14 protein-coding genes are annotated in these 14,992 nt (G+C 42.6%); 5 read left to right on the forward strand and 9 right to left on the reverse strand.

Features of this window, described 5'->3' with window-relative positions; translation table 11 throughout:
• Window positions 1–40: 40 nt before the first annotated feature.
• The 3 genes from FTU65_RS00735 to serA form a co-directional block, all read right to left on the reverse strand.
• On the reverse strand, window positions 41–910 hold the full coding sequence (locus FTU65_RS00735; protein ID WP_180008737.1) for a DMT family transporter: 870 nt from the start codon (window positions 908–910) through the stop codon (window positions 41–43).
• A gap of 241 nt (window positions 911–1,151) precedes the next feature.
• Window positions 1,152–2,021: an EamA family transporter gene (locus tag FTU65_RS00740; protein WP_180012356.1), complete on the reverse strand. Its 870-nt coding sequence runs from the start codon at window positions 2,019–2,021 to the stop codon at window positions 1,152–1,154.
• Window positions 2,022–2,138: 117 nt separating this feature from the next.
• On the reverse strand, window positions 2,139–3,371 hold the full coding sequence (gene serA / locus FTU65_RS00745) for a phosphoglycerate dehydrogenase (protein WP_078189340.1): 1,233 nt from the start codon (window positions 3,369–3,371) through the stop codon (window positions 2,139–2,141).
• Window positions 3,372–3,743: 372 nt separating this feature from the next.
• On the opposite strand from serA, the gene FTU65_RS00750 reads away from it, so the two are divergent.
• The 4 genes from FTU65_RS00750 to FTU65_RS00765 all read left to right on the forward strand — a co-directional run bounded on the left by FTU65_RS00750 (window position 3,744) and on the right by FTU65_RS00765 (window position 8,421).
• Entirely contained in the window at window positions 3,744–5,153 is a 1,410-nt protein-coding gene (locus tag FTU65_RS00750) for an FAD-binding oxidoreductase (protein ID WP_180026080.1), read from the forward strand.
• Between the two features lie 190 nt (window positions 5,154–5,343).
• On the forward strand, window positions 5,344–5,715 hold the full coding sequence (locus tag FTU65_RS00755) for a hypothetical protein (protein WP_180004761.1): 372 nt from the start codon (window positions 5,344–5,346) through the stop codon (window positions 5,713–5,715).
• A 344-nt stretch (window positions 5,716–6,059) separates the two neighbouring features.
• Window positions 6,060–6,941 carry a pirin family protein gene (locus tag FTU65_RS00760; RefSeq protein ID WP_180064902.1) on the forward strand — a complete coding sequence of 294 codons (882 nt, stop codon included), beginning with the start codon at window positions 6,060–6,062 and terminating at the stop codon, window positions 6,939–6,941.
• 250 nt (window positions 6,942–7,191) lie between these two features.
• On the forward strand, window positions 7,192–8,421 hold the full coding sequence (locus FTU65_RS00765) for an MFS transporter (protein ID WP_180024318.1): 1,230 nt from the start codon (window positions 7,192–7,194) through the stop codon (window positions 8,419–8,421).
• Window positions 8,422–8,500: 79 nt separating this feature from the next.
• Here FTU65_RS00765 and FTU65_RS00770 read toward each other — a convergent pair whose 3' ends face one another.
• The 6 genes from FTU65_RS00770 to FTU65_RS00795 form a co-directional block, all read right to left on the reverse strand.
• Window positions 8,501–8,800, reverse strand: coding sequence for a DUF3817 domain-containing protein (locus FTU65_RS00770; protein ID WP_078189335.1), 300 nt, complete (start codon window positions 8,798–8,800; stop codon window positions 8,501–8,503).
• Window positions 8,801–8,942: 142 nt separating this feature from the next.
• The gene (locus FTU65_RS00775; RefSeq protein WP_180064835.1) at window positions 8,943–9,509 is read right to left on the reverse strand and encodes a hypothetical protein; all 567 of its coding nucleotides are present in this window, start codon (window positions 9,507–9,509) and stop codon (window positions 8,943–8,945) included.
• Between the two features lie 18 nt (window positions 9,510–9,527).
• Window positions 9,528–11,678, reverse strand: coding sequence for a YccS family putative transporter (gene yccS / locus FTU65_RS00780; RefSeq protein WP_373683436.1), 2,151 nt, complete (start codon window positions 11,676–11,678; stop codon window positions 9,528–9,530).
• 124 nt (window positions 11,679–11,802) lie between these two features.
• Window positions 11,803–12,351, reverse strand: a complete 549-nt coding sequence (gene sodC / locus FTU65_RS00785; RefSeq protein ID WP_180026077.1) for a superoxide dismutase family protein — start codon at window positions 12,349–12,351, stop codon at window positions 11,803–11,805.
• A gap of 116 nt (window positions 12,352–12,467) precedes the next feature.
• The gene (locus FTU65_RS00790) at window positions 12,468–13,589 is read right to left on the reverse strand and encodes an AI-2E family transporter (protein ID WP_180049315.1); all 1,122 of its coding nucleotides are present in this window, start codon (window positions 13,587–13,589) and stop codon (window positions 12,468–12,470) included.
• A 150-nt stretch (window positions 13,590–13,739) separates the two neighbouring features.
• Window positions 13,740–14,384 (reverse strand): ParA family protein, encoded by a 645-nt coding sequence (locus FTU65_RS00795; protein WP_180066155.1) that lies wholly within the window; start codon window positions 14,382–14,384, stop codon window positions 13,740–13,742.
• A 132-nt stretch (window positions 14,385–14,516) separates the two neighbouring features.
• On the opposite strand from FTU65_RS00795, the gene FTU65_RS00800 reads away from it, so the two are divergent.
• Window positions 14,517–14,987 (forward strand): Holliday junction resolvase-like protein, encoded by a 471-nt coding sequence (locus tag FTU65_RS00800; protein WP_078192492.1) that lies wholly within the window; start codon window positions 14,517–14,519, stop codon window positions 14,985–14,987.
• The last annotated feature ends 5 nt before the right edge of the window (window positions 14,988–14,992 follow it).

A 14,992-nucleotide genomic window follows, 5' to 3' on the forward strand; every position in this document is an offset into this window, starting at 1 on the left:
AATCCCGCCATTTTTATTTAACTATTTTGCCTTTAAAAATTTAGTTGGCTGTTTCCGATTTAGAGGAACGCATCGTCACCCCGACTGAGGCGAGCATAATACACAGCAGTGCGATCCATTGCCACATGCCGATACGTTCTCCCAATAAAACCATACCCGTAATAGCTGCCAAAGCAGGTGAGATACTCGACAATGTGCCATAGCTTAGCTTGCTTAGAATCTTTAAGGCTTTGAGGTCTAGGGCATAGGGAATCGCTGTGGCTAAAATGGCAATCAACAGTGCTTTAGGCCAATATTGTGTGTCCATTAAAGCTGCTGCGTTGTTATAGAGGCCGATAGGTAATAAGGTCAATGCCGATAAACTAATGGCAATGGTCAGTGCATGCATGCCAATATTTTGGTGTACCACTTTTTGCCCGAAATAAATATAAAAGGCCCAACAGAGTCCGGCAGCCAATGCACAAGCTGCACCAATCAGTGAGAAATTGCCGCTTTGAGCCTGTCCCCAAGGCACCATCAACGCAATCCCTAAGATCGCCAAAAACACCCAAATATAGTCGCTACGATTTTTTATCGACAGCAGCGCCAAACCTAGCGGCCCAATAAACTCCAGTCCAACGGCAATGCCTTGAGGGAGTTTGCCCAGTGACATATAGAATAAGACATTCATGAGGCACAGGGCTGCGCTATAGCAGAGTAAATCACGCCATTTTAAAAATGAAAGTCGTTTTAAAATGTGCCAAGAGCGAAACATCAAACAAATAATAATCGAGGCAAAACACAGCCTTAAAATGGTCACGCTCAGTGGGTCTAGTACCAAAAACAGTTGTTTGGCAAAGGAAGCACTGATCTGATAGGAGATCATGGAGAGCACCATGAAAACAACAGCAAGAAGTTGTGAATTTGGCATGTGGCACACAGTTGTTGGGCGGTGTTAAGCCCTATTTTTGAATCAGTACAGTATAGCGGGTAATGCTGACAATTGAGTGAATTTTAACATTTGATCAAATCATGATGGATTTTGAATTTAAAATTCTATGGCTCGGCTGATGTAAGAGCAGGACTGAGCACGTCATGATTCAATTTGAATTCAAAAAATTGAGTCTGAGATTCATGTAGTTCATCCATTGTCATGGGAACATATTTTGAATTTAAATGGCTTTGGCTTTTTGCGTGGTATAGGTACACCCAATCGAGGCACAGATAATGACAGCAAGGGCTAACCACTGGGTCCAAAGTAATTGTTCATTTAAAAAGACAAAACCAGAGAGTGCTGCAATTGCAGGTTCTAGGCTCATAAGCGTTCCGAAACTGAGCGCCGTTAAATTGCGGAGTGCAATCATTTCTAAGCTAAAGGGGATTGCACTGGCCAAGGTGGCTAAAGCAAGAAAATAGAGGAGACTCATCGGTTCAAAGGCATGCGCAGGAATCCCTACAAATAATGCAATCGGCATAAGCATACACATGCCGACAAACATACCTAAACAAACTGTATGGTTGCCTGAAACGCCAGAAGGTTTCTGACCTGCCACGATATAGAGTGCCCAGCAGGCACCTGCACCAAGGGCGAGGGCAATGCCAACGGGATCAAGTCTTTGTGCAGCTTGGTCAAAAGGAAAAAGTAGGATAAGGCCTAAAATAGCCAGTCCGACCCAAATAAAGTCAAATTTTCGGCGTGCAGCAAATAGTGCGACACTGAGCGGGCCAATAAATTCAAAAGAGACGGCAATGCCGAGCGGGAGACGATCAATCGACAAGTAAAATAATACATTCATCCCTGCTAAGGCACAGCCATAGCTGAGGATCGACGACCATTTCACTTGTTTAAAATTGATCTGCCAAACTTTAAAAATAATCGCCAAAATCAAAGCGCCTAGCATTAAACGCATGGCCGAAACGGTCAGTATGGGAAATTGACCGAAAAGATATTTGGCAAATGAACCGCTGCTTTGCATGCTGATCATGGCAATAAGCAAGATCAGCGGTGCTTGGACAGCCGGTGCAACTTTAAAATTTGGCATAAACTAAATTTGTTTCGATGACTCGAAGAGCGGGAGAGTGGCACTAGCCAGATTTTAAAAGTTTATAACAATAAAAAAACCACAGCCCGAAGGCTGTGGCTTCAGTGTCTAATACGATTAGAACAATACGCGAACTCGGATCGTACCTTCAACTTCGTGAAGTGTATCCAATGCTTCTTTAGAGGCAGTTGCGTCAACGTCCATCACTAAGTAACCCACATCACCTTTGGTCATTAAAGACTGACCAGAGATGTTGATACCGTGTTCAGCAAACAAGTTGTTGATTTTTGAAAGAACGCCCGGCACATTTTTGTGAATGTGAAGTAAACGGTGTTTACCTTCAGTCAACGGTAACGCGATTTCTGGGAAGTTCACTGCAGATAAAGTCATACCTTTATCAGAGTAAGCAACGAATTTTTCAGCTACTTCTAGACCGATGTTCGCTTGCGCTTCCATTGTTGAACCACCCACGTGAGGAGTCAAAATCACGTTGTCTAAGCCACGAAGTGGAGAAACGAATTCTTCACCGTTTGCTTTAGGTTCTTTCGGGAATACGTCTACAGCTGCACCAGCAATATGACCAGATTTGATTGCATCAGCAAGATCTTCAATGATGACACATGTACCACGTGCAGCATTGAGGAAGATTGCACCTTCTTTCATTTGAGCAAATTGGTCTTTGCCGAAGAAGTTGCGAGTTGATGGAACGTCTGGAACGTGTAGAGATACGACGTCTGCATTGGCAAGAAGTTCACCCATAGAACCGACTTGACGTGCATTACCCATTGGAAGTTTAGTTACAGCATCGTAATAAATTACGTGCATACCTAAACCTTCAGCAAGTACAGAAAGTTGCGAGCCAATCGAACCGTAACCAACAATACCTAAAGTTTTACCACGGGTTTCAAATGAACCAACTGCAGACTTGTTCCAACCACCACGGTGAGTTGAAGCAGATTTTGCAGGAACACCACGAAGCAATAAAATCGCTTCTGCAAGTACTAGTTCAGCAACTGAACGAGTATTTGAGTATGGTGCGTTAAATACTGGAATACCGCGAATCATTGCAGCATTTAAGTTCACTTGGTTTGTACCGATACAGAAACAACCCACAGCAATCAGTTTGTTCGCCGCTTCAAAAACTTCTTCAGTTAATTGAGTACGTGAACGAATACCAATGAAGTGAGCATCTTTAACCGCTTCTTTCAACGCTTCACCCTCAAGCGCAGTTTTACGGTAGTCAATGTTGGTGTATCCAGCAGCATTTAGAGTGTCGATTGCGTTTTGGTGAACGCCTTCTAACAACAAGAAACGAATTTTATCTTTAGGTAAAGAAAGATGTTGGCTCATTACGGCTCCGCTACAAAGGCCAAATTTAGTGCGCATATAATAGCATAGGAAGTCGCCTGATATACATTTCCTTTATGACCGACGTCATGGCTATTTTGGCGAATGATGAGTCAATACTTTTTAGATTTGGTCTAATTAACTTGGTCATATTCCTCGTGACATTTTGAAATCACGTTTTTCTTTGGGTTTTGTCAAAAAAAGCCCAGTTATAGCTTATAATGGTGCCGCTCAAAATCATCATGACCAATTCCCTGACATTTTGATGCGCTCTGTTTCAGGCTTTTTCCCTTGAAATATGCGTTACCGCAGTTTTGACTGAATGAAGTCTGGACCTTTAAAAAACTTGTTTACTTCTTGCAAGGTCTGAAAACGATGAATGCTCCAGTCGCTTTAACCCCAGAGTTATTGACCCAATTGACCGCTATTGTTGGCGAAAGCCGAATTAAAACCGATGCGGATAGTCTCCAAAATTGGGGTCGTGACCATACTAAGCACTTCGATCCAAACCCGTCGGTCGTCGTTTTCCCTTCAAGCACAGAACAAGTTCAACAGATTGTAAAACTTGCCAACCAATTTAATGTAGCGATCACACCAAGTGGCGGTCGTACAGGTTTGTCTGCGGGTGCTGTGGCTGCTAACGGTGAAATCGTGGTGAGCATGGACAAGATGAACCAAATCTTGGAATTCTTCCCAGCTGACCGGATGGTTCGCGTACAAGCAGGTGTGGTGACCGAACAACTTCAGAACTATGCTGAAGAACAAGGCATGTACTACCCAGTTGATTTTGCATCTTCAGGTTCTTCACAAATTGGCGGCAACATTGGTACCAACGCCGGTGGTATTAAAGTCATCAAATACGGCATGACTCGTAACTGGGTGTTGGGCATGACGGTTGTTACAGGTAAAGGTGACGTCCTGCGCTTGAACAAAGGCATGATCAAAAACGCGACTGGTTATGCGCTTCAACACTTATTTATTGGTGGTGAAGGGACTTTGGGCCTCGTGACTGAAGCTGAAATCAAACTTGAACGCCAACCCCATGACTTACAAGTATTGGTTCTCGGTGTGCCTGATTTTGATGCGATTATGCCTGTTCTACATGCCTTCCAAAAGAAAATCGACCTGACTGCATTTGAGTTCTTTGGTGAACTTGCGATGCAAAAAGTATTAGACAATGGTCATGTACAACGTCCGTTTGAAACACCATGTCCGTTCTATGTATTACTTGAGTTTGAAGCACCATTTGAACCGATCATGGATGCGGCAATGGAAATCTTTGAACATTGCATGGAACAAGGTTGGGTACTGGATGGCGTGATGAGCCAAAGCTTAGACCAAGTACACAGCTTATGGCGTTTACGTGAAGACATTTCAGAGTCAATCGCACCGTTTACACCATACAAAAATGACATCTCAGTTCTGATTACACATGTTCCTGCATTTATTAAAGAAATTGATGCAATTGTGGAAGCGAACTACCCAGACTTTGAAATTTGCTGGTTCGGTCATATTGGTGACGGTAACTTGCACTTAAATATTTTGAAACCTGCGGATTTAAGTAAAGATGAATTCTTTGCAAAATGCCAAGTGGTAAACAAATACGTATTTGAAACCGTGAAAAAATATGACGGTTCAATTTCTGCAGAACATGGCGTGGGTATGACTAAAAAGCCTTACCTCGATTACACACGTTCAGCAGAAGAAATCGAATATATGAAAGCATTGAAAAAAGTATTCGATCCAAATGCAATTATGAACCCAGGTAAATTGTTCGATCTTTAATTTTTAAAGACCTAATAGAACGCATCTTCGGATGCGTTTTTTTATGGTTATAGCAGGCCTTTTTAGCCGCACATGGATGAGAGACCGCACGTTGATTTGTGGAGTGAGGTACTTCTTTTACATTGCTTAAATAGTGTTTTGGACAAATGTTCGGCATGATAGGTCTGAATAATAAATTTGAGTTGCTTCTATGTATCGTTTAATTGCTGTGTCTGCATTGTGTGTGGGGATGTTGGCGGGTTGTGCGACAACGCAGAAAATTGTGTCTAAAGTCGGTTCTTCTGCTACGCCACTCGATCAGGTATTAAAAGAACGTCCTGATTTGCGTAAAGAGCTGTCGACTGTGGAAATTCGTCAGTACTTTAACCGTGTTGAGTCGCCAAATGCGGGGCAGGTGAAAGTGACGGAAACGGGTTTAATGGATGATTCGGTGAAATCGGTTCGTACCATTTATAGTTTTAGATTGGTGGATGGTGACTGGCAGCGTGTAAATACGCAGAAGGAATATCAGTGCCAACGTGGTAAAAATACCAAGACTTTCCAATCGGCGAAGTGTCCTTAAATTATAAAAAGTTAAGGTCTAAATTTCTTACTAAATATTCAGCATGACGGGGTCCTTTCATTTTAAATTCGATGATTGGAGCTCGTATCTACTTTTGTTTCGGCAAAAGTAGCAAAACCATCTTTCATCCGCAAAACTCGTCAAATACCATCTTCAATTGTGTAGGTCGCAGAAACTTTACATATTGAATGTGTCCTGACTCGGACAGTTGCGGATGAGTTTCCGCGTATCTTAATTTTCATCCTAAACATAGAATATTCAATCCTAAAAATATTCTCGTGAGTTCGTATAGTTTTTAATAATATTGAATCGAATTCAAATCATGATCAGATTTCAAATTTATGATGAAAACCCTCGCTTTTATTCACGTTAATGAATCAGGCTCACCTGTCGGTGACTTTGCACCTGTGACTTCAGTTTTTTCCCATTATGAGTTGGGCAATACCGTTTCGCCGTTTTTATTGCTCGACCATTTAGGGCCTGGAGTACTGCAACCAACCAAACTGAAAAAAGGCGTATTGGAACATCCACATCGAGGCTTTGAAACCGTCACCTTAGTGTTTAAAGGTGAACTTGAACATCATGATACGACTGGCGGCGGTGGTGTCATTGGTGAGGGCGATGTGCAGTGGATGACTGCTGCTTCAGGCATACAACACGAAGAAGTCTTTAGCCATGCCTTTGCACAGCGGGGCGGAGCATTTGAAATATTGCAATTGTGGGTCAATTTACCTGCTAAAGATAAAATGAATCCTGCACGCTATCAGAGCTTAGCCAAAGCCAGTATTCCTATTGTGAATTTAGCCCAAGATGCTGGTTATGTAAGGGTGATTGCAGGGCAATATTTAACAGCCCACGGCCCCGCAGAAACACATACGCCTATGCAAGTATTTGATGTCTTTGTCAGAGCCAATCAAAGCATCACACTGCCTGCACAAGAAGGGGATACCACGCTGGTATATTTACGCTCAGGCAAACTGAAATTTACTGAAACAGATGAACCGTTAAATGCACAGCATATGGCAGTCATGTCGAGCCGAGGTGAAAATGTAGAATTGACGGCAGTCGAAGATAGTCACATGTTGTATTTATCAGCGCAGCCTTTAAATGAGCCCATCTATGGGCGAGGTTATTTTGTGATGAATCATTTTGCAGAAGTCATGCAAGCCTATGAGGACCTAAAACAAGGTCGCTTTATCCAAAAAGCAGACAATGAAAAACCATAAAAACGGTAGTTTAAAAAGACCAATACAACGCCAGCAAACACTGTTAAAATAGTCGGACTCAAACCGACAGATCGGTTCGTTGAAGTTCATTTTATCTCTATCTAGCGTCTTGTGAATACGACGCACATATGGCGGATACGCCGAAAATTCATTTTTAAAATTAATATTACAGTGCTCGTCATTGGGCTGAAGTGTCTCTCCCTATTTGTCATTTCAAGCTCGACAGCACACATTTGATATGTAGATAACAATGCAAAACGTACAAACCACAAAATTAAGTCGTGCTACCTTAATGTTTCCCTTGGCACTGGTTTTATTTGAATTTTCTGTCTATATCGGAAACGACTTAGTCCAACCCGCCATGCTTGCGATTACCCAAGAGTTTGGCGTGAGTAGTGCATGGGCACCCTCGTCGATGTCATTTTACTTATTGGGAGGTGCGTGTGTTGCTGCGATATTAGGGCCATTGTCAGACCGATTAGGCCGTAAAAAAGTCCTGTTGGGTGGTGTGGCATTCTTTAGCTTATGCTGTCTAGCGATATTGCTCACGCATAATATCGAAAGCTTTTTAACGTTGCGTTTTTTACAAGGTTTTGGTTTGTCGGTCATTTCTGCCGTGGGCTATGCTGCTGTTCAGGAAACTTTTGAAGAGCGTGATGCCATCAAAGTCATGGCGATCATGGCCAATATTTCACTACTGGCACCACTGATCGGCCCTGTCCTCGGTGCTTTTATGATTGATCATGTGTCATGGCATTGGGGCTTTATTGGAATCGCATTTTTATCTTTTCTGAGTTGGTTTGGTTTAAAAGCCAAGATGCCGACTCAACACATCAGCATCCCCAAGCAACCGGTGGGCTATATCATTGATGACTTTAAACAGGTGTTAAAAAATAAACGCTTTTTGGCACTGACACTGGGCCTACCGATGGTGGCAATGCCACTGATGCTCTGGATTGCGCTATCTCCAGTCATATTGGTGGAGCAGCTTGGACTGAGTAGTATGCAATACGGCATGGCACAGTTTCCTGTTTTGGGCGGGCTGATCATCGGTAATATTGTCCTGATTAAAATCATCGACAAATTGCCTCTAGGTCAGTCTGTGATGATCGGGCTACCGCTGATGTTACTCGGAACGAGCCTCGTGGTGATTGGGACGATGACTGAAAGTTATTTTCTGACCTTTCTCATTCTCGGCATGAGTTTGGTCAGTTTTGGTGAAGGGATTAGCTTTTCTGTGCTCTATCGTTTTGCCTTAATGTCGTCTGAAATGTCGAAGGGCACAGTGGCTGCGGCAGTGTCTGTAATCATGATGCTGACGTTCTTTGCCGTGATCGAAATCGTGCGCGTGCTGTATGAAAACTTTGGCCTTTGGGCCTATAGTTTGGCGGGATTTACCCTCATTATCTTGTGGTTCAGCCTACCACGCTTGGTGGTGCGAGATATTATGCGGCAGCGCAAATTGACGGGTGAATTTTAAATTCGAGTTCATGCCATCATAGAAAAAGCCCAATGCTGTGTAGAACAATATTGGGCTTTTTTATTTGCTGTATACCGTCTTAATTTGATGTTGCCGGTTGTTCTGCATTTTTTAATTTGCGATCGAAAATGAACGGGCCAAAAGGCAAAATCGATGCAATCAGGCCCATTAGAAATACACTGAGCGACCATTTTTGCTTTTCACAGACCACAAATAGCACCACCAAGAAGGCAATAAACAAGACGCCATGTCCCATACCGACGTATTTGACCAATATTGGATTATCCATTAGGTACTTCATTGGCATAGCAATGAACAATAATAATAAAAAGGAGATGCCTTCGAGTAGGCCCACAAAGCGTAAGGTCTTGATATTCATGCGAAGTCTAAATTCAAAGTGATTTCAGCCTTGAGTGTACCTGAAAGCACAGCAGGAACGAAGCGTTCATGTTGAAATAATTGATTCGCATATTGAATCTAAGTAAATGTTTTTAAAGTTAATTCTGAGTTATCTACTCGGATTAATCCTCAAGATCCGCTAAGGCGTCTTCAATCGAACCCTGATCAAATTCATAGTTACAGCCGAGTAAAATCATCGGGCTTTTTCCGGTCATTTCAGACAGGCTTAGTTTGTGATTGATGGCATGCAGATCATCCGTTTCAGCTTCCGTACGTAGGATTTTTTCACCACGGAAAAATGGCATATTGGCAAACATCGGATGTTGTTCAATACCATATTTTTGGGCAATTTTTTTCACATCGGCTTGGCGATAGATCGCGAATACTGCATTTGAAGACAGGCCAATTTCTTGGGTCGGCATGCCAAAAAATTCAACAGCTTGCGTATTTTTATAGATATAAATAAACGGTTGATGTGGGTCATCATGGCGTTTCCAGCCCAATTGCCCCAGAGCCTTTTCATAATCGAGTAAAGTGTCATGGTAGGTGTCGTAATCGGCCTGACATTCCAAAATACGCTTCAAATCTTGTGCTGTCGGTGCTGCAAAAACAGAAGACGCAGCTAAACATGAGGTCGCCACAATCGTGGGTAATATGAGGCGTTTAAGACCTAAACTAAGCATTTTCATTATGAGTCTCAAATGATTCTATTTTATTTCTGCCTGAATCAGCTGTGTTCGAAGCTGAATCAGTTCGGCTAATGTTTCTAATAATAAACTGATCTGCTTGAGCACCAGTTGCAGGTGATTAGACCGCATTTCTTCAGTGCTGAGTGTTTGAATTTCGAAAAGTTTTTGCTGAATTTTCTCAGGGTTAAGCGGTTTTTGCTGAATTAAGACGTCGTCTAAGGTGCTTTGACACCATTGCAGCAGTTCAAGGACTTGTTGGTCTTGTACCTGTTCACGGTGGCTCCCCAATGCCGAAATATAACTGAGCTGACTATGGCTATAGACCAAATAGCGAAAAGCATGTTGAATCAAAGTTTGGTCGGGTTCAGGCTCGGTACTTAAACTTGAAATCATGCTCGACAGTTCAGTTTGAGCATTATGGGCTGAACGACGGGCACGCCGATAATCAATGCTATTGGTTTTCCCATGGAGATATTGCTCAACCACGGCATCAAAATAATGCAGGGTCGCAGCAGAGCTTTTTTGAATGGTCTTGGAAATATTGCGAAAGTCCCAATCTGGCCAGATCACATTCACTGCGAACCATGCAATAAAACAGCCGAGTAGGGTATCAACGATACGCGGTAAAATGACCGCATAACCAGCGCCTTTTAAATTAAAAATCAGCAAGACCATTAAGGTTGCCATGAGGGTCGCCATGGCATATTTTTTGGCACTCAGATAGAAAAAGCACACGCCAAAAATAATCGTCAGTAGTAATTGACCTTCGACACTCGGCACAAAATACAAAATAGGAATGCCAAGTAAGACCCCTAATATGGTTCCCAAAGTCCGCATTTTTAAACGACTTTTGGTCGCAAAATAGCGCATCTGACAGACAAATAAACTGGTCAATAATATCCAGTAGCCATTTTTGGCAAAGGGCAGTAGTGAAATGGCATAACCCATAGCAAAGACAAAAGCGATGCGAACAGCATGGCGAAATAAGGCAGATTCTGGACTCAAATGCTGTTTCAATTTGAGCCATAAATCATGCAAACCGTGAATATCGTCATCGAGTAAATTGAGGTTGTCGATATGCTGCTGATAGGCCTGTTGCTGTGAATGATCTAAATCCTGCACATGCGAAAAACGTTCTTGCACACTGTCCAAATTACTCAAGATCAGCTGTAGGTTTTTCACTTCTATATTTTGCGGATTATTCGCCATCCACTCCTGCAAAGAGGCATGCAAATGTGCCAGTGCTTGCGCAGTAATGGGATCAGGCTGATAGGGCTGCCGATGCAAAATACAGTAGGCCAACTGTTGGCAAGCCTGCGCTTGTAATCGAATATTTTTTTGAAAACGAAAAATTAAATCGGTACGGCTAAAATTCTGATGAATTTGTTCGTAGTGTAAATAATTCGCACTGGCCTGTTCGTGAATATCTTGTGCCAAGAAATATAAATTCAGCCAGTAGATGGTATTTTTATTGGCTCTTGAGGCTTTTAAACGGGTGAGTAAAGAAGCTTTGGTCGTGTTTAAACTCGGGATGACATCACTGTTTTTGAGCGATAATTCATACAGTAAGTGTTCCACATTGTTGACATTATCTGGGTCAAATAAGCGTGCTTTTGCATTCAGTACTTCGGCGATTTGTAAAAAACAACGCGAGAGATTGTCCTGTACAGGTAGGGTAGGTTTAATCAGGTAAAAGAGAATTGAGGTCAGGCCATACCATAAGGCCCCTAGAACAAAGCAGCTGGGTTGAAAATACCAGGTGTCATATTCGCCCAAGCCGAACATGGTGTAAATCGACAGTAAAATCGTGCCAAAAGAAATCGTGGCATAGCGTTGCCCCAAAGCTCCTAATAAAATAAATCCTGCACTGGACAGTGAAAGATATAAGATAAACAGCAGCTTATAGGGATAGAGAAAATCTAAAATACTACTGACACTAAAGAAGAGTACGCAGACATAGAGCAAATTACGCAGTCGGATGCTGAGCCGGTCATCAAAGTCCGTGAGCGCGGTAGCAATCGCACCTAAGGTGACGGGAACAATAAAACTATGAAAACCGAGAAAATATAATCCGAGCGTGGTGCCACTCAAAACAATACAAATTTGCAGGCAATACATAATGATTGCACTGGATTGAAACTGTTGAAACCAAGAGAGTCGCGTGTTCACAGAGTTCTGTAGTATTCGAATGATTTTGTAAATTAGACTGAGCTTTTTTCTGTGAACTGTCAATTTTTATTCAATAGAAAAGCGGACTTAAAGTCCGCTTATTCAAATCTATGTGCAAGGTTGATTATTGAATCACACCACAGGCAATACGGTCACCGCCACCGCCTAGAGGTTTAGGGTCGTCAGAGTAATTATCACCACCGGCATGGACCATGATGGCTAAGCCTTGTACATCCGCCAATTTCAAACGCGGTGCAATTAAATTCACTTTTGCTGTGCCATCCGTTTGAACTTGAAGGATCGGTAAGTCACCCATGTGACCGGTTAACGGTGTACCGTGGTGAGGTGCAGCTTTAGGGTTAAAGTGACCACCCGCAGCGAGTGCAGCACCCGCTTTTCCATCTTTTTCAGCTGGGGCACAAGAGCCTTTTTCATGAATATGGAAACCGTGTGGACCCGGAGGAAGCTGGGTTAAATTGGTATGAATAACCAAGCCAGCAGGGCTATCAACCAAGTTAATTTGACCGATGCTTTGACCAATACCTTGAGCAGTCACGGCATTGACCGTCACGGTTTTTGCATTCAGACCTGTTGAAGTCGAGGTACTCGCACAGCCTGTAAACATCAGGGCACTGACCGCAGCAAGCGCACCGAATTTAAATAGTGAAGACATGTTTGGCATCCTGTCTGTTTTTATGGAGTTTCAACTATTGAAACAGATGCGGATACAGGATGACAGATAATTTAAGTATTTGATTGTAATATTTGTTTAATGAATTCAAGCCTGAATTAAGGTTGTTCAGGCTTATCATCTATATTGTCTAAGTTATGTGCCAATGTTGCTTTGGGCATCATGACGGCTTCAATTTGGGTTTCATGCAACCATTCACGCCAAATGGCTAACAATACTGCCAAAATCACTGGGCCGATAAATAAACCGACAAGACCGAAACTGGCGATCCCACCCAAAACACCAAACATGATTAATAAGAATGGAATCTGCGTTGCCCCTGAAATCACTAAAGGACGAATCACGTTATCGGCTGTACTCACCACACAAACACCCCAAGCCATGACGCCAATGGCTTCAATGGTTTGACCTTGTGAAAATAACCACAACGACACAGCGGTATATGAAATCGGTGGGCCAAAAGGAATCAGTGCCAACATGAAGGTAATGATGGTTAATAACATCGGGTTAGGCACATCGGCAACAAAATAGCTGAGGCCGGCAAGTAAAGCTTGGGCAATCGCGGTGAGGCCGATGCCATACACTACGGCACGTGTGGTATCCGAGATGGTGGCAAGATAATGATGAATACGTGGCCCAATGACCATTTCGAGGGCTTTACTGACCTGACTTAAAATGGTTTGACCATCACGATAGAAGAAAAATAAAGACATCACGGCAAAACACAGCTTAAAGATATTTTTACTGACTTCGCCGACCAAAACTTTACCGTAGTTCAAATGCCCCTGAATCCAAATTTGTACCGATTGAATAATACTGTTCGGGTCATTGTTCAGCTCATGCAGGGTACGACTGACTTCTTTACCAATAAACGGCAGTTGGCGAATAAAATCAGGCACATTGACATGACCAGAGAAAACTTGCTTTTGTAATTCAAAATACAAGTTACGGCCTTCATGTTGTAGCAAGAAAATCGCAAAAATCACCGGCAGACCCACCACGAGCACCACCAGTAAGATCATCAGCGCCGCACTTAGATTTGCACGATTGCCACAAAAACGATGCACCGATTGATACAGCGGCCAAGTCATATAAGCAATAATCGCTGCCCAAACAACGGGCACAATAAAGTATTTGAGTACGCTAAAGCTCAAAAAAATCAGGATAAAAAATAATCCGAACAATAAGACTTTTTGTAATGTAGGTGCGAACGTTGGCAATGCGTGCTCTGATTTTTTCATCATGTTGTGTTCAATCTTAACCGAAAAAAAAGCTCCCGAAAACGAGAGCTTGTTAACTTATGGTGAATATCTTTCAGGCTAGATCCTTGCAAGATTGGCCTTTATATCAACAAAATGTGGAATGATGTGTTAAAACCACTCGGCTTCGTCTTCAATAATGGCATTGAGCACAGGTTGCCATTGTTGTTGCATTCCGAGGTACAATTTTTGCGTTTTATCAAAAACCGAAAGACCTTGCATGGCAAGTTGACCATAAGCGGTACGTTCAGAAATCCAAGCAACGGGCTGTTGTTCAACTTTATTGAAAAAATCTTGAATTTCTTTGGAATGAGCAGAATTGTGTTTTACACGATTGGCAAGCAATAAGATTTGGACTTTACCTTTACGAATCCGTTTAATTTCTTGTAAATGCTTTAAAAAACGACGGGTCGAGTCTATGTCGAAGAAAGATGGTTGTAGCGGGGTAACGATGGCGTGAGCTTCACTCACCAACTGATCTGCATGTTCACCCGATAACGCACCCGGAGCATCGATAATTAGATATTCAATCCCTTTCGGCACATCACCAATCGATTTTTCATGACGCCAATCTAGGCTCTGAATTGGGGCGGCAGTCTCTGGGCGCTGTTTGAGCCATTGACGTGCAGACTTTTGATTGTCAGCATCTGCCAAGGCCACTTTATAACCTTTTTGCGCAAGTGCAGAGGCTAAACTGATTGCTGTGATGGTTTTGCCACAACCACCTTTTTGATTGGCAATTAATATCGTTTTCATCGACCTAAATAGATTTTATTCTGCTCATCCCTAGCATATCATTGTTTAATGCGGGGAATATGACAAAGAACCAAAGTCTAAGTTTTTTCTATAGGTTTCGCTGTAATATCTTAAAAAGATTAGGAATTTTAAATGTCTGTCTGGATGGCCATGCTCATTGGCGCGTGTATTGGGATTGTACTGACCACCTTAATTTTAAGTGGCAGTCGCAATGGAAGGATTAAGGCAGAATATGAGCAATATATTGCAGAACTAGAATTGGAACATCAGCAGGCATTGGCCCATGCACAAAAACGCAGTGTAAATACCAGTCGTGCTGTTTTAAAAGGCAAAATGGCCGAACAAATGGCGCCGATCATGCCCGAATTTCAATATTTACCTAGCGATGCAAAGTTTCTCGGTGACCCGATCGATTATGTGGTTTTTGATGGCTATACCGACTTTCGTGATGGTGATGGACTCGCTGAAGACATCGAAGTGGTGCTGATTGATATTAAAAGTGGTGGGGCACGTTTGACCAAAGGGCAACAAGCGATTGCTCAAGCCATTGCCGAAGGGCGAGTACGTTTTGAAACCATCCGAATTGATTTTGAGCATATTTAAGCTCG

The organism is Acinetobacter sp. YH12129 (assembly GCF_013418685.1).
Lineage (GTDB): Bacteria > Pseudomonadota > Gammaproteobacteria > Pseudomonadales > Moraxellaceae > Acinetobacter > Acinetobacter amyesii.